Origin of the sequence: Campylobacter sp. 2014D-0258 (assembly GCF_008000495.1) — a bacterium.
Lineage (GTDB): Bacteria > Campylobacterota > Campylobacteria > Campylobacterales > Campylobacteraceae > Campylobacter_D > Campylobacter_D jejuni.
Genome location: NZ_VOAR01000029.1, coordinates 39723 through 61835 on the forward strand (window position 1 = coordinate 39723; position 22113 = coordinate 61835).

At 30.3% G+C, this 22113-nt stretch carries 25 protein-coding genes; 14 read left to right on the forward strand and 11 right to left on the reverse strand.

Annotation, left to right across the window (positions count from 1 at the left end):
- Positions 1-8: 8 nt before the first annotated feature.
- Positions 9-833: a 3-methyl-2-oxobutanoate hydroxymethyltransferase gene (gene panB, locus SR62_RS07885; RefSeq protein ID WP_002783229.1), complete on the reverse strand. Its 825-nt coding sequence runs from the start codon at positions 831-833 to the stop codon at positions 9-11.
- A gap of 220 nt (positions 834-1053) precedes the next feature.
- On the opposite strand from panB, the gene SR62_RS07890 reads away from it, so the two are divergent.
- Positions 1054-1827, forward strand: coding sequence for an OXA-61 family class D beta-lactamase OXA-193 (locus tag SR62_RS07890; RefSeq protein ID WP_002783228.1), 774 nt, complete (start codon positions 1054-1056; stop codon positions 1825-1827).
- Positions 1828-1911: 84 nt separating this feature from the next.
- Here SR62_RS07890 and SR62_RS07895 read toward each other — a convergent pair whose 3' ends face one another.
- The 7 genes from SR62_RS07895 to SR62_RS07925 are packed head-to-tail and all read right to left on the reverse strand — an operon-like array spanning position 1912 to position 7091.
- Positions 1912-2796 carry a sulfate/molybdate ABC transporter ATP-binding protein gene (locus SR62_RS07895; RefSeq protein WP_147502345.1) on the reverse strand — a complete coding sequence of 295 codons (885 nt, stop codon included), beginning with the start codon at positions 2794-2796 and terminating at the stop codon, positions 1912-1914.
- Positions 2793-3467, reverse strand: a complete 675-nt coding sequence (gene modB, locus SR62_RS07900) for a molybdate ABC transporter permease subunit (protein ID WP_002901204.1) — start codon at positions 3465-3467, stop codon at positions 2793-2795. The genes SR62_RS07895 and modB overlap by 4 nt, the downstream gene beginning before the upstream one ends.
- On the reverse strand, positions 3460-3861 hold the full coding sequence (locus tag SR62_RS07905; RefSeq protein ID WP_002872408.1) for a molybdopterin-binding protein: 402 nt from the start codon (positions 3859-3861) through the stop codon (positions 3460-3462). The genes modB and SR62_RS07905 overlap by 8 nt, the downstream gene beginning before the upstream one ends.
- On the reverse strand, positions 3858-4607 hold the full coding sequence (modA, locus tag SR62_RS07910; protein WP_002872409.1) for a molybdate ABC transporter substrate-binding protein: 750 nt from the start codon (positions 4605-4607) through the stop codon (positions 3858-3860). Before modA ends, SR62_RS07905 begins: the two co-directional genes overlap by 4 nt.
- Positions 4608-4657: 50 nt before the next feature.
- Positions 4658-5344, reverse strand: a complete 687-nt coding sequence (gene bioC / locus SR62_RS07915; RefSeq protein ID WP_002872410.1) for a malonyl-ACP O-methyltransferase BioC — start codon at positions 5342-5344, stop codon at positions 4658-4660.
- Positions 5341-5952 (reverse strand): pimeloyl-ACP methyl esterase BioG family protein, encoded by a 612-nt coding sequence (locus tag SR62_RS07920; protein WP_052775304.1) that lies wholly within the window; start codon positions 5950-5952, stop codon positions 5341-5343. Before SR62_RS07920 ends, bioC begins: the two co-directional genes overlap by 4 nt.
- Entirely contained in the window at positions 5949-7091 is a 1143-nt protein-coding gene (locus tag SR62_RS07925) for an aminotransferase class I/II-fold pyridoxal phosphate-dependent enzyme (protein ID WP_147502346.1), read from the reverse strand. The genes SR62_RS07920 and SR62_RS07925 overlap by 4 nt, the downstream gene beginning before the upstream one ends.
- Before the next feature lie 67 nt (positions 7092-7158).
- Between SR62_RS07925 and SR62_RS07930 the strand changes: the two genes are divergently transcribed.
- Positions 7159-8442, forward strand: a complete 1284-nt coding sequence (locus SR62_RS07930; RefSeq protein WP_100621790.1) for an adenosylmethionine--8-amino-7-oxononanoate transaminase — start codon at positions 7159-7161, stop codon at positions 8440-8442.
- On the opposite strand, the gene SR62_RS07935 is transcribed toward SR62_RS07930, so the two are convergent.
- The 3 genes from SR62_RS07935 to SR62_RS07945 are packed head-to-tail and all read right to left on the reverse strand — an operon-like array spanning position 8429 to position 9699.
- Positions 8429-9034, reverse strand: a complete 606-nt coding sequence (locus SR62_RS07935; RefSeq protein ID WP_002816248.1) for a dethiobiotin synthase — start codon at positions 9032-9034, stop codon at positions 8429-8431. The genes SR62_RS07930 and SR62_RS07935 overlap by 14 nt on opposite strands.
- A 9-nt stretch (positions 9035-9043) precedes the next feature.
- The gene (locus tag SR62_RS07940) at positions 9044-9358 is read right to left on the reverse strand and encodes a DMT family transporter (protein WP_002857436.1); all 315 of its coding nucleotides are present in this window, start codon (positions 9356-9358) and stop codon (positions 9044-9046) included.
- Positions 9359-9360: 2 nt separating this feature from the next.
- A complete protein-coding gene (locus SR62_RS07945; RefSeq protein WP_002857302.1) occupies positions 9361-9699 on the reverse strand; it encodes a DMT family transporter in 339 nt (112 codons plus the stop codon).
- Between the two features lie 131 nt (positions 9700-9830).
- On the opposite strand from SR62_RS07945, the gene SR62_RS07950 reads away from it, so the two are divergent.
- From SR62_RS07950 to perR, 12 genes are all read left to right on the forward strand, one after another.
- Complete coding sequence (locus tag SR62_RS07950; protein ID WP_002791314.1) at positions 9831-10367, forward strand: 50S ribosomal protein L25/general stress protein Ctc; 537 nt, start codon at positions 9831-9833, stop codon at positions 10365-10367.
- Complete coding sequence (gene pth, locus SR62_RS07955) at positions 10364-10909, forward strand: aminoacyl-tRNA hydrolase (RefSeq protein ID WP_002892865.1); 546 nt, start codon at positions 10364-10366, stop codon at positions 10907-10909. Before SR62_RS07950 ends, pth begins: the two co-directional genes overlap by 4 nt.
- A 1-nt stretch (position 10910) precedes the next feature.
- Positions 10911-11969 (forward strand): LptF/LptG family permease, encoded by a 1059-nt coding sequence (locus tag SR62_RS07960; RefSeq protein ID WP_147502347.1) that lies wholly within the window; start codon positions 10911-10913, stop codon positions 11967-11969.
- Positions 11970-12012: 43 nt separating this feature from the next.
- Positions 12013-13221 carry a diaminopimelate decarboxylase gene (gene lysA, locus SR62_RS07965; protein ID WP_002892862.1) on the forward strand — a complete coding sequence of 403 codons (1209 nt, stop codon included), beginning with the start codon at positions 12013-12015 and terminating at the stop codon, positions 13219-13221.
- Between the two features lies 1 nt (position 13222).
- Entirely contained in the window at positions 13223-13990 is a 768-nt protein-coding gene (locus SR62_RS07970; RefSeq protein ID WP_002892860.1) for an HAD-IIA family hydrolase, read from the forward strand.
- Complete coding sequence (pheA, locus tag SR62_RS07975) at positions 13978-15051, forward strand: prephenate dehydratase (RefSeq protein WP_002867749.1); 1074 nt, start codon at positions 13978-13980, stop codon at positions 15049-15051. Before SR62_RS07970 ends, pheA begins: the two co-directional genes overlap by 13 nt.
- Positions 15041-16135 carry a histidinol-phosphate transaminase gene (hisC, locus tag SR62_RS07980; protein WP_002892859.1) on the forward strand — a complete coding sequence of 365 codons (1095 nt, stop codon included), beginning with the start codon at positions 15041-15043 and terminating at the stop codon, positions 16133-16135. Before pheA ends, hisC begins: the two co-directional genes overlap by 11 nt.
- A 51-nt stretch (positions 16136-16186) precedes the next feature.
- Positions 16187-17869 (forward strand): flagellar basal-body MS-ring/collar protein FliF, encoded by a 1683-nt coding sequence (gene fliF / locus SR62_RS07985; RefSeq protein WP_002859425.1) that lies wholly within the window; start codon positions 16187-16189, stop codon positions 17867-17869.
- Positions 17869-18897: a flagellar motor switch protein FliG gene (fliG, locus tag SR62_RS07990; protein ID WP_002854670.1), complete on the forward strand. Its 1029-nt coding sequence runs from the start codon at positions 17869-17871 to the stop codon at positions 18895-18897. The genes fliF and fliG overlap by 1 nt, the downstream gene beginning before the upstream one ends.
- 7 nt (positions 18898-18904) lie before the next feature.
- Complete coding sequence (gene fliH / locus SR62_RS07995) at positions 18905-19735, forward strand: flagellar assembly protein FliH (protein WP_147502348.1); 831 nt, start codon at positions 18905-18907, stop codon at positions 19733-19735.
- Positions 19728-21575, forward strand: coding sequence for a 1-deoxy-D-xylulose-5-phosphate synthase (gene dxs / locus SR62_RS08000; RefSeq protein WP_002901197.1), 1848 nt, complete (start codon positions 19728-19730; stop codon positions 21573-21575). The genes fliH and dxs overlap by 8 nt, the downstream gene beginning before the upstream one ends.
- Before the next feature lie 85 nt (positions 21576-21660).
- Complete coding sequence (gene perR, locus SR62_RS08005) at positions 21661-22071, forward strand: peroxide-responsive transcriptional repressor PerR (RefSeq protein WP_002876900.1); 411 nt, start codon at positions 21661-21663, stop codon at positions 22069-22071.
- Positions 22072-22113 lie beyond the last annotated feature (42 nt).

The following is a 22113-nucleotide window of genomic DNA, read 5'->3' on the forward strand; positions in this document are numbered from 1 at the left end:
TTGTATCCTTAGTATAATTTATCTAATAATTCATCATCTAAATAATCAAAGCTGTGCTCTTGGGAAGGAAAAATACCGCTTTTAACTTCATCTCTATATTTTTCAACTCCTACTTGAGGATCAATTTTATCAAAATGCTTTACAAATTTTGCTTTAAAATCTTTATTTAAACCCAAAAGATCGTGATAAACTAAAACTTGTCCATCGCAGTATTTGCCTGAACCTATGCCGATTGTTGGAATTTCTAAAATAGAGCTTATTTTTTGTGCTAGTTTTACAGGCACACATTCTAAAACCAACATACAAGCACCCGCATCTTGCACAGCTTTTGCATCATCTATAATTTTTTGGGCTGATTGTAAATCTTTACCTTGAACCCTATAGCCACCTAGCATATTTACAGCTTGTGGGGTTAGTCCTAGGTGAGCAACGACGGGTATTCCTGATTGGGAAATCAATTTAATCTTACTTGCGATTTCTATACCCCCTTCCACTTTTACCCCATTTGCGTGGCTTTCTTTGATAAATCTTGAGGCATTTAAGATAGCGTCACGATCTGAACTTTGATAAGACATAAAAGGCATATCAGCAAGTACGAAAGACTTTTTAGCTCCGCGAGAAACAGCTTTGGTAAAAATCAACATTTCATCCATAGTAACACTTAAAGTATCTTGCATACCAAGTACCGTCATGGCTAATGAATCTCCAACCAATATAATATCTATATCGCTATTGTCTAAAATTCTTGCACTATGATAATCATACGCACTTACCATGGTTATTTTTTCATTTTTGGCCTTTTTTTCCAAAAAACTAATCATACTTTTTCTCATTTTGCATACCTCAATTTTTAGCTATAAAATAATAAGCAAAAAACTAGCATATAATTTTTCATAAATAGTAAATGAATGATAAAGTAAGTTATATTTAATCGATGGATTGCTTTAATGGTTACAATATTTAGAAAATTTCAGTTCATGTTAAAGGATATTTAAATAAAATAAAGCTTTAAAAAGTATTTTGTTTAAAATTATTTAAATAGAAAGATATTTTATGAAAAAAATAACTTTATTTTTACTTTTCTTAAATTTAGTGTTTGGGCAAGATAAGATATTAAATAATTGGTTTAAAGAGTATAATACAAGCGGCACTTTTGTTTTTTATGATGGAAAAACTTGGGCGAGTAACGACTTTTCAAGGGCTATGGAGACTTTCTCTCCCGCTTCCACTTTTAAAATTTTTAATGCTCTAATTGCACTTGATAGTGGTGTGATAAAAACTAAAAAAGAAATTTTTTATCACTATAGAGGTGAAAAAGTATTTTTATCTTCTTGGGCGCAAGATATGAATTTAAGTTCAGCTATAAAATATTCTAATGTTCTTGCTTTTAAAGAAGTGGCAAGAAGAATTGGTATCAAAACTATGCAAGAATATTTAAACAAGCTTCATTATGGTAATGCTAAAATTTCCAAGATCGATACTTTTTGGCTTGACAACTCACTAAAAATAAGCGCTAAAGAACAAGCAATTTTGCTTTTTAGACTTTCACAAAATAGCTTACCTTTTTCTCAAGAAGCAATGAATAGTGTTAAGGAAATGATTTATTTAAAAAATATGGAAAATTTAGAGCTTTTTGGAAAAACAGGTTTTAATGATGAGCAAAAAATTGCTTGGATTGTAGGTTTTGTGTATTTAAAAGATGAAAATAAATATAAGGCTTTCGCGCTAAATTTAGATATTGATAAATTTGAAGATTTATATAAAAGAGAAAAAATTTTAGAAAAATATTTAGATGAACTTGTAAAAAAAGTTAAAAATGATGGCTAGTGAGTATTTCGTAAAATGCAAAAATACTTAATTGTATGATTTGCGTACACTTAAAGTACTCATTAAAAAATTAAATTTTTGCTCTTATTTATCAAGTTTTCCTACGATGATAGGGTTAAAGGCTTTTATGGATAGCAAAAGCGTATCGCCGATTTTTACATCTTGATAAGCTTTTAGAAATTCCTCTTCACTAAGAGTGATTTTAATAATATCTTGATTTAAAAGCAAGGTTAAAACCACTAAAATATCACTTTTTTTAATTTCTAGCAAAGTTGCACTTAAGCGTAATTTTGCGCTGATATTTGAATGAGTAAAAAATTCATTTTTAGGAAAATCTTTAATAATTTTTCCGTTTTTAAGCTCTAAAATTCTATGACTTAACTTATAAATTTCAGCTAGATCATGACTTACCAATAAAGTACTTATTTTAAAATACTCTAAAATCTTGGTTAATTCATCTTGTAAATTGGCACGCATTTTAAAATCCAAAGCACTCAAAGGTTCATCTAAAAGCAAGATTTTTGGTTCTCTTGCTAAAGCTCTTGCTAAAGCTACTCTTTGTGCCTGCCCCCCACTTAAATGTTTAGGATAAATTTTAGCTAAATTTTCAAGCTTCATTAAGGCTAAAAGCTCGCTAACCTTTGCTTTAGAACTAGCGGCATAGGCGATGTTTTCTTTTATATTCATATTTGGAAAAAGCGCATAATCTTGAAAAACAAAACCAATTTTTCTTTTTTGTAAAGCTAAACTAAAATTTTTTGAAGAATCAAACCAAAGTTCATTATCTACTTCTATACGCCCCAATTTAGGCTTTATAAGTCCCGCTATGATTTTTAAAAGAGTGGTTTTTCCTGCTCCACTTTCGCCAAAAAGTGCAGTAATTTTTCCTAATTCTATATCTTTTTTAAAATTTAAATCCAGTCTTCCTTTAGCGGTATTCATAGGATGATTGATATCAATTCTTATCATTGAAAACTCATTTTTTTATTGATAAAATAAAGACTAAAAAGTACTAAAAAAGAAAAAATAAACAATATAAAAGCATATTGATGGGCTAAGCTATAGTTTAAGATTTCAAGTTCATCATAAATAGCTATACTAGCCACTAAAGTTTCACCTTGTTTATGTCCTCCTATCATCATCACTACTCCAAATTCACCCACAGTATGAGCAAAACTCATCGCACAAGCACTAAAAATTCCTACTTTAGAATTAGGTAAAATTACTCTAAAAAGAGTATAAATTTTACTTTTACCTAAACTATAAGAAGCATCGAGCAAATTTGGATTAATCGATGAAAAGGCACTTTGTAAAGGATTTACCATAAAAGGCAAAGAAAAAATCAAAGAAGCAAAAACAAGACCTTCAAAACTAAAAACCAAAGAAAGATTAAAATATTCTTTTAAAACTTGCCCTAAAAAACTATTAGTCGAAAAAGTTACAAGCAAATAAAATCCCAAAACACTAGGAGGTAAAATCAAAGGCAAGGAAATAAAGCTTTGAAGGATTGTTTTAAAAGGAAAACGCACAAAACTTAACAAATAAGCTAAAAAAACACCAATAAAAAAAAGAATAAAAGTCGTGATAAAAGCAAGTTTAAAAGTAAGATAAAGGGTTTGTAAAAAAGCTGGATCAAGCACTATGACTCCTTAATACAATATCATTTGCTTTTACAAAACAAAGCCATTCTTGATTTTCACAAATTTCAAGTTCTAAAGCTTTTTCTTTGGTGATGATACCAGAAAGCTCGTTACCTTTAAAATCAAAAAATACTTGATATAAAAGTTTGCCTTTTTTAATTTTCGTAATTTTAGCTAAAAAAGAATTTTCAACACTTAAAAGAGTTTTACTTGTGCTAAAACAAAGCTCATGCTCTTTAAAAAGAAGTTCTACACTCGCACCAATTTTTAAATTTTCTAAAGATTTTAATTCAAGCATTAAAACACTAAAAATCACCTCTTTAGAAAGTATTTTAACAATAACTATATCCTCTTGATTTAAAAGCTCACAAATTTGTCCTTTTATAAGGTTCATGGTGTGCTAAATCCATACTTTTTAAAAATCTCTTTTGCTTTTGAAGAGCCAATAAATTCGCTAAATTCAAAGGCTAATTTTTTATCCTTAGCATATTTTGTGATGACATAACTTTGTTCTAAAGGGCTAAAATACTTTGGATTAATAATACTTGTTTTACCTTTAGGATGATTGATAGGAGAAACTAAAGAATAAGCCACTATAGCTATATCTGAATTTTTGCTATCTACATGTAAAACAGGCACTGAGATATTTTCACCTAAAACGATTTTGTCTTTAAAAAGTTCATTTAAATCCAAATTTTCAAGCACTTCTTTAGCCGCTATTCCATAAGGAGCTACTTTAGGATAGGCTATGCTTAGATGCGTGATTTTACCTGCCTTTTCTTTTAAATTTTCAACGCCTCCTTGGAGTAAATTTTCATCCAAACTATACAAAGCCAAAACTCCTAAAACATAAACTCTTGGCTTTATTAAGGCATTTTTATTATCATAAATAGCCTTAGCATATTTAGTATCCGCTGAAAAAAAGAGATCAAATTCTCTTCCTTGTTTTAAAAGCTCATAATATTTTCCAGAAGCACCAAAAACCAATTCTATTTTATCTTCTGGATGTGTTTTCAAAAACTCATCTTTAACTTCACTCATTGCCTTTGAAGCTGAAGAAGCCACGAAAATGCTTAAATTTTGTGCATTTAAACACGAAACAAAAAGCAAAATCCCAAAAAATACTATAAACTTTTTCATTTAGTTTTCCTTGTGTAAAAATTTAATTTTTGGATTATAACACAAAAAAATCATTTTATATCATTTTTGCATAAAATAAATACAGGATGATAAGTGAGTTTGTTTTGAAATTTTTCTTCAAATTCTTTTAAAAAACCTTTATTTAAAGGATAAAAACCTAAAGAATTTACCCCGCTTAATTTTAAATGTCTAAAAACATCTAAAGCATTATCAAAGCTTAATTCTACGAGTTCTTGAGTAATTTTTACCTCATTAAAATAGACTTTAAAAATTTGTTCTAATTCATTTAAGCTAAAATAATTTAAACCAAACCCCGTACTTTGTTTGATTTCTTTTAAATTTTGTTTTGCAAAAGTAGAAAGAAGTAAAATTCCATTTTGATTTAGCATATTTCTAAGACTTAGTATAATGCGTTTTAAATCAAGCCATTGCAAAGTTGCATTTGAAACAATAAGATCAAATTTCTCTTTACTTAAATCTTGTTTTGCAATTTCATTCATATCAAAAATTAAAATATTAGAATTTTCTTTAAAGTTTAAAATATCGTTTTTTAAATACTCATTAAAAGTAATGAAATTTTGAAGTTTTTTGCTAAATTCACCCCTACCACAACCAAATTCAAACACTTTTTCAAAATGTGAAATTTTTAAATCTTTTAAAATTTCACAAAGTTTTAAACCCATGAAATCTTGCACTTTTGCATGTTTTTCATAATCTTTTGCTTTTAAAAAATTCAAAGCTCATCCCAAATTTTAAAATGAAAAAAAGCAAAATGCGGTTCATCTAAAAAAATCAAATTTTTAAAACTATTTTTCAAGGCATTTGGTGGAAAAATTTCATCTTCTTTACTTGAATAAACCTTATCCCAAAGCAAATTTTCTTCTTGTTTTGTTAAAGCAAAGTCAAAAAGTTTTTCAAGCTCTATTTTCAAAGATTTTTCATCTTTAAAAATAAAATCTTTGGCTAAGCTTTTGCGTTCTTTAAATAAAACTTCTTTAAAATATTTTAATTTAAAATTTTGCAGGTTTTTTTTAAAAATTGTAGGATGAATTCCTTTTAATTTATCTATGCCTAAATTTGTGCCATTTATGGCTATTTTTTGTTTAAAATGAAGCTCTTTTAAAAGTCTATTTGCTACGCAAACTCCCATAGAAAAAGCGATTAAAAAAAGCTCATCAAAAGCTTTGAAATCAAAATTTAAATCAAAATTTTTGTAATCATAAAATAAAATCACATTTTTATCGCTTTTTAAATGCGAAAAATGACTAGGATGTGAAGCAAACCCTCCAAATACCACTATAAGTTTTTTTGAATCAGGATTTTTACATAAAAATTCATATTTCATAAAAGCTCTATTATCCTTTCAAGTTCTTCTGTGTTAAGTCCTGCGTGCAAAGAAAAACGAATTCTAGCTGTATTTTTTGGCACAGTAGGTTCTTTGATCGCAGGAGCAAAAAATCCAGCTTTTTGGAGTTTTTGTGAAATTTCTAAGGCTTTTTTATTTTCACCTAAAAGTAAGCAAATGATATAAGCATCGCCTAAAACAGTGTGATTTTTTTCTTGCAATTTACTTTTAAAAAAAGTGCTTAAAAGTTCTAGTTTTTCTCTTGCTTTCTTAAAACAAGGTATTTTTTTAAAAATAAATTGTGTCCAAGCTACATTAATAGGTGGCAAGGCTGTAGAATAAATAAAAGCTCTAGCTTTGTTGATGAAAAATTTTTTATATTTTTCATCACATATCATACAAGCACCTATGGAAGCAAGGGCTTTTCCAAAGGTAAAAACCAAAAAATCCACTTCATTTTCTAAGGCTAGTTTTTTAACAAGCCCCAAACCCTCTTTATCAAAACAACCCACGCTGTGTGCTTCATCTATATAAAGCTTAATTTTATCATAATGTTTTTTAAGCTCACACAAAGTTTTAAAATCGCTAAAATCTCCATCCATACTAAACAAAGCTTCGCTTAAAACGATGATATTTTCATAATTTTCATAATGTTTTTGGATTAAACTCTCTAAATGATTCATATCTTTATGATGAAAACGAAAAAAATCAGCCCTGCCAAGTCTTAAGCCATCAATCATACTTGCATGAATAAATTTATCGGTTAGAAAAAGCGTCTTAGAAACGCTAGAAAGTGCTGCTATACAAGAGATATTTAGATGATAGCCACTATTAAAATGTAAAATTTCCTTATCTTTAAATTTAGTCTTTAAAAAACTTTCTAATTTTTCATAAATTTCAAAATTTCCACTCAAACTTCTTGAACTCGAACTTGAAAAAAACAAATCTTGTTCTTTTAGGGTGTTTAAAAACTCAGCTTTTAACTCTTTGGAAGACGCCAAATAAAGATAATCATTTCCTACTAAATTTAAAAGTTTGTGATCTTGCTTATAAACAAATTTATTTTCATGTTTTAAAGGTGTTAGAGTTCTTAGATTGTGATTTTGCTCTAGATCTTGCAAAATTTTTTCAAGCTTCATTTTTTTCCTGTAAATTTAAAAATTTAAAGTATTATTTTGCCAAAATATTTTTAAAAAAGAAGTTATAATGCAAAATCAAATCTTAAAAAATCTCGATTTAAAATACATTTGGCACCCTTGCACACAAATGAAAGATCACGAAACCCTACCTTTAATTCCTATAAAAAAAGCAAAAGGTGTATGGCTTTATGATTTTGATGATAAAGCTTATATGGATTGTGTGAGTTCTTGGTGGGTCAATCTTTTTGGTCATTGTAATGAAAAAATCGCAAATGCCATTAAAAAACAAGTTGATGAGCTAGAGCATGTGATCTTAGCAGGCTTTACACATGAGCCCATTATCAAGCTTTCTGCAAGACTTTGCGAAAAAGTAGGCAGGAATTTTAACAAATGTTTTTATGCAGATAATGGATCAAGTGCTATTGAAGTAGCACTTAAAATGAGTTTTCATTATCATTTAAATAAGGGAGTGAAAAAAAGTAAATTTTTATCTTTAAGCAATTCTTATCATGGTGAAACCTTAGGAGCCTTAAGTGTGGGCGATGTAGCGCTTTATAAAGATACTTACAAAGCCTTGCTTTTAGAGTGTTTAAGCACGCCTGTGCCACAAGGCAAAGACTACACTAAAGAGCTTGAAATTTTAAAAGATATTTTAGAAAAAAATGCAAGTGAAATTTGTGCTTTTATACTTGAACCCTTGGTACAATGTGCAGGAAATATGCATATGTATGAAGCAAGGTTTATTGATGAGGCCATAAAGCTTTGCCATAAATTTGGAGTGCAAGTGATTTTTGATGAAATTGCAGTGGGCTTTGGACGCACAGGAACTTTGTTTGCCTTACATCAATGCAAACAAAGCCCCGATTTTATCTGCCTTTCAAAAGGGATAACGGGTGGATTTATGCCACTTTCTGTAGTGCTTACAAGAGATGAAATTTATAATGCTTTTTATGATACTTATGAAAGCCAAAAGGCTTTTTTACATTCTCATAGCTATACGGGAAATACCTTAGCTTGCGCGGCAGCAAATGCGGTTTTAGATATCTTTGAGGATGAAAATATTTTAGTAAAAAATCAAATTTTAAGCGAGTTTATCAAAAAAGAATTTTCAAGACTTGAAAAATTTGACTTTTTGGGTAATTTTAGAACTTGCGGGATGATCAGTGCTTTTGATATTTTAAGCACCAAGTATAAACGCGTAGGACTTTTTGTATTTCAAAAAGCCTTAGAAAAAGGTTTGCTTTTAAGACCTTTAGCAAATACGATTTATTTTATGCCTCCTTACATCATCACAAAAGAACAAATCGTTTATGTACTAGAGAGTTTAGAGCAGATTTTTAAGGAATTTTAAGTTGTAAAATTTCTTGCATTTGCTCTTTAAAATCTTTATTTAAAATGCTATTTTCATCAAAAAAATCAAGATTGATTATAGGAATTTTTGCATAATTTTTTATAAAATCATCTTGTAAGATATCTTTTTTACCCATCATTACAAGGGCTAAAAGATTGATATTTCTTTGCTTTAAAGCTTCAATGCTAAGCAAGATATGATTAATGCTTCCAAGATAGTATTTTGCTACCAAAATCGTAGGGTGTTTGAAAATATTCACAAAATCAATCATAGTGTAATTTTCATCCATAGGAGAAAAAAGCCCACCCGCAAGCTCAATAAGTAGGTTTTTGCTTTTTGGTAAAATGATATCTAAGGCTTTATAATCAAGCTTTTCTTTGATTTTTCCAAGATGAGGAGAAGCTGGAGTTTGCAAAAAAATACCTTCTTTAAAAATCTTTGTTTTTGGGCTAAATTTTGCAATAAACTCACTATCTGTTGGAGTTCCTGCTTGAATGAGTTTAAAATAATCATAGTTAAAATTCGCACAAAAAGCTGCACTAAAATGTGTTTTTCCTACATCAGTATGTATTCCACTCACATAAATTTGCACAAAAAATCCTTAAGAAAGAAATTTTAAACCTACTGTACAAGCAATAATCACAGTGATTAAAAAAAGTTTTAAAAAACTTTTACTTTCTTTATAAAAAAGTACTCCTATCATTACCCCACCAGCAGTTCCAGCTCCTGTCCATATAGCATAAGCAACACTCATAGCGATATTTTGCATACTTAAACTTAAAAAAGTAAAAGAAAATCCAAAACACACTATCAAAGCCAAAAGGTAAAGCTTATTTTTAGTGCTTACAAGTTCTTTCATGATCACCACGCCAAAAATTTCACAAGCAGTAGCTAAAAACAAATAAAACCATTCCATATTTAAGCTTCCTTGCTTATCCATTTAAGGGCTATAATGCTTAAAAGTAAAATCACTATAAGCACAAGTTTAATTATAGAAACAGCCTCGTTAAAAATAAACATTTCATTTAAAACCACCCCAATAGTGCCAATGCCTACAAAAACACTATAAGTAATACTTACTTCAAGTCTTTCACAAGCTTTTAAAAAGCAAGTAAAAGAAATACAAACCCCAATGGCTGTTAAAATATAGTGCCAAATTTCTGTAGAATACTTAAGTCCACTTACCCAAAAACATTCTATAATCCCGCCTAAGATTATTAAAAACCAAGCTATATTGATATTGAATTTTTCATTCACATGAAGCCTTAAATTAACATAATTTATAAAACAAATTATATCTTAAAGAAATTAAAAGAAGCTATAAATTTACTTTTCCATAAGCCAAAATTAGATATAATCAAAGCTCATTTTTTAAGAAAGGACAAAAGATGTTAGAAGGTATCGTTAGAGAGAGTATCGGTAGAAAAGCTGCTAAAGCTTTAAAAAGAGATGGTTATCTAATCGCAAACATCTATGGAAAAGGATTAGAAAACATCAATGCCGCTTTTAAAGTAAATGAGTTTATTAAGGAAGTTCGTAAAAAAACTACTTTAATTTTTGATGTAAAAGTAGGTTCTCAAACTTTAAGCGTTGTAGTTGTGGATTATCAAAAAGATCCTGTAACTGCAGAACTTAAACATGTGGATTTAAAAGTTGCACAAAAAGGTGTGATTTCTAAATACATGGTTCCAGTTAAAATCACAGGAACAGCTATAGGTCTTAAAAATAAAGGTGTTTTAATCCAATCAAAAAGAAGATTAAAAGTAAAATGTGCAGCTGAAAATTTGCCAAATTTCTTCGAACTTGATGTAAGTAAGCTTGATGTGGGTGATGCTTTGCTTGTTCGTGATATTGTAGTTCCTGCGGGAGTAACTATGATTGATGCTGATAGAGTAGCGGTTGTAGGTGTAGAAAAAGCTAGATGATTTTAGTCGTAGGGCTTGGCAATATAGGCGTAGAGTATGAAAATACGCGTCATAATGTCGGTTTTATGCTAATTGACTTGCTTTTAAAAGAAAGCAATTTTACAAATCTTACAAACTCTAAATTTAAAGGAGAACTTTTTAAAATAGGTTCTTCTTTGCTTCTTCTTAAACCTAGTACTTATATGAATAATTCAGGACTTAGTGTAAAAGCAGTGAATGATTTTTATAAATGCGAAAGAATGATAGTTATCCATGATGATATAGATATAAATTTAGGAGCCTTGCGCTTTAAAAAAGGCGGTTCAAGTGGTGGACATAATGGGCTTAAAAGCATAGATACTTTATGTGGAAATGATTATGAAAGAGTGCGTATAGGAGTGGGAAAGGGTGAAAATGTGATTTCCCATGTTTTGGGCAAGTTTAAAGCCGAAGAAGAAATAACTTTAAGCAAAGTTTTAGAGCATACAAAAAAAGCTTTGCTTGAGCTTATTGAAAATGATGATTTGTCTGCTATATCATCCAAATACAGCCTAAAGGCTTAAGATGTGGATATTTTTTCGTTTTATTTCAGGGATTTATTTAAAAAATTTTTTTATTATATTTTTTTCTTTACTTGGTTTTTATTGCGGTATTGATTTGCTCTTAAATTTTAAAGATCTACCAAAAGCCGCAAATCTTGATTTGCTTTATGTTATGTTTTTATCTTTCTCGGCAGTGCCTTATGTATTACCCATTTCTTTGATTTTTGCTTTGGTAGTTTCTTTGATTTCTATAATCAGAGCAAATGAATTTGTAAGTCTTTATGCGTTAGGACTGAGCAGAAATTATGTTATTTTATTTCCTTTTTTATGGGCTTTATTTTTTTGTTGTATTTATATAGGATTGAATTTTACTTCTTTTGCTTATGCAAATGATTATAAGAGAAATATTTTAAAAAATGGCACTATTATGAATCAAAGTGGAGAAGTGTTTTTGAAATTTAACAATAATTTTGTTTATATTTCAAAGATAAACAATGGACAAAATAGTGCTCAAAATATAAAAATTTTTAATATCAATGATTTAAATTTAAGCTCTTTTGTAAGTGCTAAAAATGCCCATTTTGAAGGTGAAAGCTGGATTTTGCGAGATGGTAATATTACATTATTACCTAAAAATTATGAACTTGCTAATGATGGTTTAAAGATACAAGATTTCTCCGAGCTTAAATCACTTGAGGGTTTTAAACCAAAGATTATAGAAGGGGTTGCTAGTAATAGTGATTATTCAATATCTGATGCACTTGAAAGTTTTGAGCTTTTTAAGGCGCAAAATGTCAATACAGATACTCTTAAAATCAATCTTTATAAATTTGTTTTTACTCCTTTTTTTGCACCATTTTTAATGCTTATTATGTATTATTTTTTTCCTGTAATAGCAAGATTTTTTAATCTTGCTATTGTAACTTTTGTAGCTTTTGTAGCGACTTTGATGATTTGGGGAGTCTTGTTTTTGCTTACTAGATTAAGCGAAAATAGTGTGATTGCAAGTGAAATTGGCATTGTAGTGCCTATTATAATTTTGGGTTGTTTAAGTGCTTATATGTATTATAAGCATCGATAAATTAAGCTTTGTGTAGTAAAATTATAAAAATTAAAGGTTAAATATGGATTATAAACAATTAAAACAAGAATTTAATACCCCTTTTTATATTTACAATTTTGATTTTATAAAAGAGCGTTTTTTAAATCTCAAAGAGGCTTTTAAGGCTAGAAAATCTCAAATTTTTTACGCTGTAAAAGCCAATTCAAATTTAAGTTTGTTGCAAATGCTTGCAAATTTAGATAGTGGATTTGATTGTGTGAGTATAGGCGAGGTAAAGCGTGCCTTAAAAGCAGGAGCAAAAGCTTATAAGATTATTTTTAGTGGAGTAGGAAAAACCAAAGAAGAGTTAAGACAAGCTTTAGAATATGATATTTTATATATTAACCTTGAAAGCGAAGCTGAAATGATGCTTTTAGAAAGTGTGGCTAAAGAACTTAATCTAAAGGCAAGAATCAGTATTCGTGTTAATCCAAATGTTGATGCAAAAACTCATCCTTATATTTCTACAGGATTAAATGAAAATAAATTTGGTGTTGAAATTGATATAGCAAGAAAAATGTATCTTTATGCAAAAAATTCATCTTTTTTAGAGCCCGTTGGAGTGCATTTTCATATAGGTTCGCAACTTTTAGATATTTCTCCCATTCATGAAGCAGCAGGCATTGTTGCAAAACTTGTAAGAGAGTTAAAAGCCTTGCAAATCGACCTTAAATTTTTTGATATAGGCGGTGGTTTGGGTGTAGCTTATGAAAAAGATGAGTGTGAACCTGATCTTTATAATTATGCACAAGGTATATTAGCACAACTTCATGGGCTTGATTTAACCATAGGAATGGAGCCTGGAAGGTATTTAGTTGCTAAAAGTGGAGAATTTGTTTGTTCAGTACTTTATGAAAAACAAAATAAAACCAAGCGTTTTGTTGTAGTAGATGGAGCGATGAATGATCTTATACGCCCAAGTTTATACGAGGCTTATCATGAAATAATCTTACCTTATAATCAAGCCCAAGAGAGTTTATGTGATGTTGTAGGTGGAATTTGTGAGAGTGGAGACTTTTTTGCTAAAGCAAGGTCTTTACCTAGCACTCAAAGTGGCGATATAATGGTTATTAAAAATACTGGAGCTTATGGTTTTAGCATGAGCAGTAATTACAACACTCGTAATAAAGTTTGCGAATTAGCCCTTGAAGAAGGACAGGTAAGATTGATTCGTCAAAGAGAAAATTTTGAAGATCAAATCGTTTTAGAAGAGAAATTTTTAAAGGCTTAAAATGTTTTTTTTAGATGTTCAAGGGACTTTAATTTCTGATCATGATAAGAGTTTAATCCATGGTGCTAAAGAATTGATCGATTTTTTAAATGCAAAAAATCTTCCTTATCTTATCATTACTAACAATACAAAAAAACTTGATTTTTTAGAAAAATTACAGCAAAAAGGATTGGCTATAAAAGAAAATGCTTATATTGATCCTTTTAGCGTTTTAAAACACCTTTTAAAACCTTGTAAAGTTGCGGCTTTTGGTGCAGATGAGTTTGTAAAAAGTCTTGAAAATCTTGGTTTTGAACTTGATTTTGTAAATCCTAGTGCTGTGCTTGTAGCTAGTTATGATGATTTTAAATTTGTAGATTTTGCTAGTATGATAGAATTGGCTAGAAGAGAAGTTAGGTTTATAGCTATGCACGAAACTAGCATTTATAAAAAAGATGGTAGGCCTTATCCTGGTGTAGGTAGCATTATGGCTATGCTTAAAAATGCTATTGATTTTGAATACGAGGTTGTGGGTAAGCCTAGCATTGCTTTTTATAAAGAAGCTTTAAATTTGATAAGAAAACAAAATTCAAAAATCGATTTTGAAGATATTAAAATCATTAGTGATGATTTTAGAGGAGACTTGCTTAAGGCAAAAGAACTTGGCATGAAAACCTTGCTGGTTTTAAGCGGAAAGATAAGCGACACAAAAGGGCTTGATACGGATTTGCTTGATGGAGTTTATCCTAGTGTTTTTGAGTTTTTAAAGGAGCTAAAATGCCAAATTTAGAAGAATTTAGAAATAAAATCGATGCGGTTGATGATAAAATTTTAGAACTTTTAAATGAAAGAATGACTTATGTTAAAAGTATAGGCGAGCTTAAACAAAGCAGTGGGGGAGCTATTTATCGTCCTGAGCGTGAAAGAGCCATTATCAATCGTTTAAAAAATGCAAATTTAGGACTTTTAGATCAAAATGCCATAGAGGCAATTTATCAAGAAATTTTTGCAGTTTCAAGAAATTTAGAAATGCCTCAAACTATAGCTTATTTAGGGCCTGAGGGAACTTATACTCATCAAGCAGCAAGAAGTCGTTTTGGTGCGATGAGTCGTTATATAGCCTTGGCTAATATCGAAGATGTTTTTAAAGAGTTAAGCAACAAAGAAGCAAAATACGGTGTTGTACCTATAGAAAATAATACTGAAGGTGCAGTAGGTATTACTTTAGATTGTCTAGGTAAGTATAATGAGCTTAAAATTTTTGGCGAAATTTATATGGATATTCATCATTCTTTTGTGGGGATTAATGAAAATTTAAAAGAAATCAAACGCATTTATTCGCATCCGCAAGGCTATAATCAATGTCGTAAATTTTTAGAAAGTCATGAACTTAGTGCTATAGAATTTGTTCCTTCAAAATCTACGGCTAATGCGGCTTATTTGGCTTCTCAAGATAAATATGCAGCAGCAATTTGTTCTAAAATAGCTGCTAAGCTTTATAATGTGCCTGTGCTTTTTGATAAAATAGAAGATAATGCAGCTAATAAAACAAGATTTTTAATTTTAAGTGATATTAAAAATCCTAAAATGCCAAATTGTAAAACTTCTATTTTAGCACACACAGCACATAAACCTGGTGGGCTTAGCTTTTTATTAGAGCAGTTTAAAAAAGAAAATATCAATCTTACCAAGCTTGAATCTCGTCCTGTAAAATCAAAAGAATTTTTACACAGTTTTTATATAGATTTTGAAGGACATATTGATGATGAAAATGTAAAAAAAGCTTTAAAAGATATACAAGAGATTGTTTGGCTTGGATCTTATTTATCAGGAGAAAAAGATGAAATTTAATGAATTTTTAAATCATTTAAGCAATTATGAACCCGGAAAAGATATAGAAGTTATTGCCAAAGAATATGGCGTTAAAGAAGTGATAAAATTAGCAAGTAATGAAAATCCTTTTGGTACGCCACCAAAAGCCATAGAATGCTTAAGACAAAATGCAAACAAAGCTCATCTTTACCCTGATGATAGTATGATAGAACTTAAAAGCACATTGGCTCAAAAATACAAAGTTCAAAATGAAAATATCATTATCGGTGCAGGCAGTGATCAAGTGATTGAATTTGCTATACATTCTAAGTTAAATTCTAAAAATGCTTTTTTGCAAGCTGGAGTTACCTTTGCTATGTATGAAATTTATGCCAAACAATGTGGTGCAAAGTGTTATAAAACTCAAAGTATTACTCATAATTTAGATGAGTTTAAAAAACTTTATGAAACGCACAAAGATGAAATTAAACTTATTTTTTTATGCTTACCAAACAATCCTTTAGGCGAGTGTTTGGATGCAAGTGAGGCGACCGAGTTTATTAAAGGTGTGGATGAGGATTGTTTAGTTGTGATTGATGCAGCTTATAATGAATTTGCAAGTTTTAAAGATAGCAAAAAACATTTAGAACCTTGTGAATTGATTAAAGAATTTGACAATGTACTTTATTTGGGAACTTTTTCTAAACTTTATGGATTAGGAGGCTTACGCATTGGTTATGGCATAGCTAATGCTAATATTATTAGTGCATTTTACAAGCTTCGTGCTCCTTTTAATGTGAGCAATCTTGCTTTAAAAGCAGCAGTTGCAGCAATAAATGATGATGAATTTACTGAAAAAACTTTAGAGAATAATTTTTCTCAAATGGAGCTTTATAAAGAATTTGCCAAAAAACATAATATCAAAATTATCGATAGTTATACAAATTTCATCACTTATTTTTTTGATGAAAAAAATAGTACAGATTTGTCTGAAAAATTGCTTAAAAAGGGTATAATAATAAGAAATTTAAAAAGCTATGGTTTAAATGCTATACGCATTACTATAGGAACATCTTATGAAAATGAAAAATTTTTTACAGAATTTGATAAGATTTTAAGATAGATAAATCAAATAAAAATATGTAAAATTCGCTAAACTAAGGGATGAGAATTAATGGATTTTAAAAATATGCTTCATCAAATTGGGCAACTTTATCAAAATTTAACTCGCAAGCAGCGTATAGTGATTGCTGCATCTATTATAGTTGTGGTTGGGTTTTTGGTTTTTTTAGCTTTATTTCGTGGAAGTGGTAGTAATGCAAATAATGGATATGCAGTTTTAGTTGAAAATGTAAGCCCAAGTTCTTCTGCTGCAATTGTAGCTAAACTTGAACAAAATAATATTCCCTATAAATTAGAAAGTGAAAATAAAATTTTAGTTCCACAAGATCAGGTTTATCGTCAAAGAATGTTTATTGCAAGCGAAGGTCTTATAAAAGATAGTCGCGTGGGTTTTGAAGCTTTTGATACTCAAGCTTTTGGAGCTACAAATGAAGAGCAAAAGGTAAAATACCAAAGAGCCATAGAAGGTGAACTTGCAAGAACTATTGAGACTTTAGAACCTATTCGTAGTGCTGTTGTACACATAGCATTTCCTAAAGATAGTGTTTTTACCGAAAGGCAAATTCCGCCTACAGCTTCAGTTGTTGTTAATGTTCGCGAAGGCTTAAAGCTTACTAGAAAACAAATTGATGGTATAAAAAATATTGTTTCAGCGGCAGTTCCAAAACTTACTAAAGAAAATGTTAAGATTAGTGATCAAAGTGGTGTGCCTTTAGATGAGCAAGAAGCATATGAAGATGACTTGGTTCGTGCGCAAATTAAATTTAAAAGTGATCAAGAAAAAGCTTTAGAAGATAAGATTATAGAAAATTTAGCTCCTTTTGCAGGTGGCATGGATAAAGTAAAAGTGAGTGTAAATATAGATTTTGATTTTTCCAAGCAAGAATCTCAAAGTGAAATTTATGATCCAAATCCTATAGTGCGTAGTGAGCAAACTTTAAACGAGGAAAGAACAGGTAGAAAAGATCCAGAAATTCAGGGTGTTCCAGGTGCTGTTTCTAATATAGGTCCTGTTGAAGGACTTGACAATAAGGGTCAAATTGACACTTATAAAAAAAATCAAGTTACTACAAACAATGAACTTTCTAAAACTATTACAAATACCAAAAAACAATTTGCAACAGTTTTACGCACTTCAGCAGCTGTCACTATAGATGGAAAATATCAAGATGTGGTTGATGAAAATGGGGATGTGAAAAGCGAATATGTTCCATTGACTAAAGAAGAGCTTGCAAGTGTTGAGAGTATAGTTAAAAATACTATTAATTTTAGCGCTACTAGAGGTGATAGTGTTGTAGTGCAAAATTTACCATTTCATCGTGAGTCGATTAGAGTTGAGAGTAAAGTTAAAACTTTTTACAATCGTTTTGTTGAGCCATTTATTCCACCAGTTAAGTATTTTATTGCAGCGATTTTACTTTTTATTTTTTACAAAAAAGTCATTGCTCCATTTACTCAAAAAATGCTTGAAGATGTCGCAGCGCAAGAAGAAATGCAGCAAGGTCCAAATGCTGTTTTAGATGATGCTGAAGATGCTTTGGAAAAATTTAATGCAGCAAGGAAAAAAGTTGAAGAACAACTTGGTTTTGGGGATAATTTTAATGAAGATTCTATTCAATATGAGGTTTTACTTGAAAAATTGCGTGGTTTAGTAAGTGATAAAGGCGAGGAAATTGCAGCACTTTTACAAAACTTAATTCAAAATGATAGTGAATTTGGCGAAAAGGATATGTGATGATAAAGCTAAGTGAAGAACAAAAAATGGTCTATGATGATTTATCGATGCCTGAGAAGGTAGCGATATTTCTTATACAACTTGGCGAAGATGCAACAACTTCTGTGTTTTCACATATGGAAATTGATGTAATTACAGAAATTTCACGTTATATTGCTATGGCTAAAAATGTTGATAGATCCGTAGCTACTGCGGTTTTAGAAGAATTTTACACTCTGCTTCAATCAAATCAATATATTAAAAGTGGTGGTTTGGAATATGCTAAAGAAATACTTTTTCGTACTTTTGGGCCAGAGATTGCAAATAAAATTCTTGAAAAACTTACTAAAAGTATGGAGAATAATCAAAATTTTGCTTATTTGGCGCAAATTAAACCACAGCAACTTGCAGACTTTATTACCAAAGAGCACCCACAAACCATCGCTCTTATTTTGGCACACATGGATTCTATTCATGCGGCAGAAACTTTAGAGTATTTTAGTGATGAATTAAGGGCTGAGGTGGTTATAAGAATGGCAAATCTTGGCGATATTTCTCCAAGTATTATTAAAAGAGTTTCTGCAGTGTTAGAAAGCAAGCTTGAAAGTCTTACCTCTTATAAGGTTGAAGTGGGCGGCCCAAGAGCGGTAGCAGAAGTGCTTAATCGTTTGGGTCAAAAAGCAAGCAAATCAACCATTACTTATATTGAACAAAGTGATGAACGCTTAGCAGAGACTATTAAAGAGCTTATGTTTACTTTCGATGATATACAAAAACTTAGCACTCAAGCTATAAGAGAAATTTTAAAAGTAGCTGATAAGCGTGATTTAATGATAGGTTTAAAAGGTGCAAGTGAAGAGTTAAAGCAAAAATTCTTAGCCAATATGTCTACGCGTGCAAGCGAAGCTTTTCTTGAAGAAATGGGTTTTTTGGGTGCTGTGCGTGTTAAAGATGTTGAAGATGCACAAAGAAAGGTTGTTGAAGTGGTGCAAAAACTTGCAGAACAAGGTCTTGTTCAAACAGGCGATGCGGATGAAATGATAGAGTAGGTGAGAGATGGTTAATCGTAGCAATGTAATTTCTGGTGGGGCTTCTGATCAGCATGTTGTTGAAGGATATCGTTTTAAAGTTATTTCAGAATTTGATAATCATACAGGTGAAAAAAAACATACTCAAACTCCAGATGAAGAAAATGCTAATATATCTTTAAATGACGAAAAACCAGTTGAAGAAAATCAAGCTATTACCCCTATGCAAGCTGTTATGGAAACTCAAATTCCAACATTTCAACCAAGCTTTGTTGAAGATTTGCTTAAAAAAACAGATGAAATGTCAAGCAATATTATTAAACTTCAAATGCAAATAGAAAGCCAAGAGAATGAATTTAATAACCGCTTAAATTCAGAACTTGAAAATGCTAAAGAAAAATTTGCCAAAGAAGGTTATGAGAAAGCAAAAGAAGAATTTCAAAAGGAATTGAGTGATTTTAAAGATAAGTATTTAAAAAGTATAGCCAAACTCGATAATGCTTGCGAAAATCTTGAAAATTTCATAGAAAAAAATGAGAAAGAATTAGCAGATACTGCTATAGATATCGCTAAAGAAGTAATCTTAAAAGAACTTGAACTAAATTCAAGTAAGATAGCTTATGCTTTGGCCAAAGATTTAATCGGCGAGCTTAAGGGCGCTAGTGCAATTGAGCTTAAGGTTAATGCAGAGGATTATGAGTATTTAAAAGAGCAATTTGATCAGAATGCCCATATTAAAATAAGTCTTGATGATGCAATTAGCAAAGGAAGTGTTGTTATTATAAGTGACGCAGGTAATATAGAATCCAATCTTAACTCTCGTCTAGCTAAAATTAAAAAAATGGTGAATAATGAGTAAAAAATTTGTCCATACTCAAGAAGAGTTAGAAAAGCTAAGTTTAAAAGAATTAGAAAATTTAGCAGCATCTATGCGTGAAAAAATCATACAAGTTGTGAGTAAAAATGGTGGGCATTTAAGTTCAAATTTGGGTGCTGTAGAACTTAGTATAGCAATGCATTTGGTTTTTGATGCAAAAAAAGATCCTTTTATTTTTGATGTGTCGCATCAGTCTTATACACACAAGCTTTTAAGCGGAAAAGAAGAAATATTTGATACTTTAAGACAAATCAATGGTTTAAGTGGTTATACAAAACCTAGCGAGGGAGATTATTTTGTAGCAGGGCATTCTAGCACCTCTATTTCTTTGGCAGTAGGTGCTTGTAAGGCCATTGCTTTAAAAGGTGAAAAGCGTATTCCTGTTGCTTTGATTGGAGATGGTGCTTTAAGTGCGGGTATGGCCTATGAGGCTTTAAATGAATTGGGTGATTCTAAATTTCCTTGCGTAATACTTTTAAATGATAATGAAATGAGTATTTCAAAACCAATTGGAGCAATTTCAAAGTATCTTTCTCAGGCTATGGCAACGCAGTTTTATCAAAGTTTTAAAAAGCGTATTGCTAAAATGTTGGATATATTGCCTGATAGTGCTACTTATATGGCTAAGCGTTTTGAAGAGAGTTTTAAACTTATTACTCCTGGGCTTTTGTTTGAAGAATTAGGGCTTGAATATATAGGGCCTATTGATGGACATAATTTAGGTGAAATTATTTCTGCATTAAAACAAGCAAAAGCTATGCAAAAGCCTTGTGTGATACATGCTCAAACTATAAAAGGTAAAGGCTATGCTTTAGCTGAAGGAAAACATGCTAAATGGCACGGGGTGGGAGCTTTTGATATAGATAGTGGAGAGAGTGTTAAAAAAAGTGATACTAAAAAATCTGCTACTGAAATTTTTTCTAAGAATTTGCTTGATTTAGCCTCAAAATATGAAAATATTGTTGGGGTTACGGCGGCTATGCCAAGTGGAACAGGTCTTGATAAGCTTATAGAAAAATATCCAAATCGTTTTTGGGATGTGGCTATTGCAGAACAGCATGCAGTAACTTCTATGGCCGCTATGGCAAAAGAAGGATTTAAACCTTTTATTGCAATATATAGCACTTTTTTGCAGCGTGCTTATGATCAAGTGATCCATGATTGTGCGATTATGAATTTAAATGTGGTTTTTGCTATGGATAGGGCAGGGATAGTAGGCGAAGATGGGGAGACGCATCAAGGTGTTTTTGATCTTAGTTTTTTAGCTCCTTTGCCAAATTTCACTCTTTTAGCCCCAAGAGATGAACAAATGATGCAAAATATAATGGAGTATGCTTATTTACATCAAGGACCTATTGCTTTTCGTTATCCTAGAGGGAGTTTTATTTTGGATAAAGAATTTAATCCTTGTGAGATAAAACTTGGTAAGGCGCAATGGCTTGTAAAAAATAGTAGTGAAATTGCTTTTTTAGGTTATGGACAAGGTGTGGCAAAAGCGTGGCAAGTCTTAAGAGCCTTGCAAGAAATGAATAATAATGCTAATTTGATTGATTTAATTTTTGCTAAACCTTTAGATGAAGAGCTTTTGTGTGAGCTTGCTAAAAAAAGTAAAATTTGGTTTATTTTTAGTGAAAATGTTAAAATTGGCGGTATAGAAAGTTTAATTAATAATTTTTTACAAAAATATGATTTGCATGTAAAAGTTGTTAGCTTTGAATATGAAGACAAATTTATTGAACATGGAAAAACAAGTGAGGTGGAAAAAAATCTAGAAAAAGATGTCAATAGCTTGTTGACGAAAGTTTTAAAATTTTATCATTAAATAATAAAAAATATTATTTAATATAAACTTCTTTTAATAAAAATTTTATTATTATTTTTACTTAAAAAAGTAAGGAATAAATAAAATGGAATTACTACAAATGCTTAAAAAACATGAGTTAAAAGCTACTCCGCAAAGACTATGTGTTTTAAAAATTTTAAAAAGACATGAGCATCCTAATATTGATGAATTATATACAGAAATTAAAAAAGAATACCCTTCAATCTCTTTAGCGACGGTTTATAAAAATCTTAATACTTTACAAGAACAAGGTTTAGTTGTTGAAATCAATGTTTTAAATCAAAAAACTTGTTACGATATCTATGAAGAAGAACATATTCATGTTGTTTGCACCAAATGTGGTGGTATAGAGGATTTAAGTTTTAAAGATGCTAAGCTTTATGAATATCAAGAGCATTTAGAAAAAAAGATAGGCAATCTCGTCAATCATCTGTCTGTTTGTGCTTATGTTGATAGTTGCAAAAAGTGTCATTAAGCAAAATAAGGTTAAAATAACCCATATATTTTAAGGGTTATT

What these genes read in the sequence shown, in the direction of transcription:
- pheA (WP_002867749.1), top strand. Translation starts at nt 13,978, where the DNA reads ATGCCAAATTTAGAAGAATTTAGAAATAAAATCGATGCGGTTGATGAT.
- dxs (WP_002901197.1), top strand. Translation starts at nt 19,728, where the DNA reads ATGAGTAAAAAATTTGTCCATACTCAAGAAGAGTTAGAAAAGCTAAGT.
- SR62_RS07925 (WP_147502346.1), bottom strand. Translation starts at nt 7,091, where the DNA reads ATGAAGCTTGAAAAAATTTTGCAAGATCTAGAGCAAAATCACAATCTA.
- panB (WP_002783229.1), bottom strand. Translation starts at nt 833, where the DNA reads ATGAGAAAAAGTATGATTAGTTTTTTGGAAAAAAAGGCCAAAAATGAA.
- SR62_RS07970 (WP_002892860.1), top strand. Translation starts at nt 13,223, where the DNA reads ATGTTTTTTTTAGATGTTCAAGGGACTTTAATTTCTGATCATGATAAG.
- SR62_RS07890 (WP_002783228.1), top strand. Translation starts at nt 1,054, where the DNA reads ATGAAAAAAATAACTTTATTTTTACTTTTCTTAAATTTAGTGTTTGGG.
- hisC (WP_002892859.1), top strand. Translation starts at nt 15,041, where the DNA reads ATGAAATTTAATGAATTTTTAAATCATTTAAGCAATTATGAACCCGGA.
- fliF (WP_002859425.1), top strand. Translation starts at nt 16,187, where the DNA reads ATGGATTTTAAAAATATGCTTCATCAAATTGGGCAACTTTATCAAAAT.
- SR62_RS07940 (WP_002857436.1), bottom strand. Translation starts at nt 9,358, where the DNA reads ATGGAATGGTTTTATTTGTTTTTAGCTACTGCTTGTGAAATTTTTGGC.
- lysA (WP_002892862.1), top strand. Translation starts at nt 12,013, where the DNA reads ATGGATTATAAACAATTAAAACAAGAATTTAATACCCCTTTTTATATT.
- modA (WP_002872409.1), bottom strand. Translation starts at nt 4,607, where the DNA reads ATGAAAAAGTTTATAGTATTTTTTGGGATTTTGCTTTTTGTTTCGTGT.
- perR (WP_002876900.1), top strand. Translation starts at nt 21,661, where the DNA reads ATGGAATTACTACAAATGCTTAAAAAACATGAGTTAAAAGCTACTCCG.
- fliH (WP_147502348.1), top strand. Translation starts at nt 18,905, where the DNA reads ATGGTTAATCGTAGCAATGTAATTTCTGGTGGGGCTTCTGATCAGCAT.
- SR62_RS07895 (WP_147502345.1), bottom strand. Translation starts at nt 2,796, where the DNA reads ATGATAAGAATTGATATCAATCATCCTATGAATACCGCTAAAGGAAGA.
- SR62_RS07920 (WP_052775304.1), bottom strand. Translation starts at nt 5,952, where the DNA reads ATGAAATATGAATTTTTATGTAAAAATCCTGATTCAAAAAAACTTATA.
- pth (WP_002892865.1), top strand. Translation starts at nt 10,364, where the DNA reads ATGATTTTAGTCGTAGGGCTTGGCAATATAGGCGTAGAGTATGAAAAT.
- SR62_RS07905 (WP_002872408.1), bottom strand. Translation starts at nt 3,861, where the DNA reads ATGAACCTTATAAAAGGACAAATTTGTGAGCTTTTAAATCAAGAGGAT.
- SR62_RS07930 (WP_100621790.1), top strand. Translation starts at nt 7,159, where the DNA reads ATGCAAAATCAAATCTTAAAAAATCTCGATTTAAAATACATTTGGCAC.
- SR62_RS07960 (WP_147502347.1), top strand. Translation starts at nt 10,911, where the DNA reads ATGTGGATATTTTTTCGTTTTATTTCAGGGATTTATTTAAAAAATTTT.
- SR62_RS07950 (WP_002791314.1), top strand. Translation starts at nt 9,831, where the DNA reads ATGTTAGAAGGTATCGTTAGAGAGAGTATCGGTAGAAAAGCTGCTAAA.
- fliG (WP_002854670.1), top strand. Translation starts at nt 17,869, where the DNA reads ATGATAAAGCTAAGTGAAGAACAAAAAATGGTCTATGATGATTTATCG.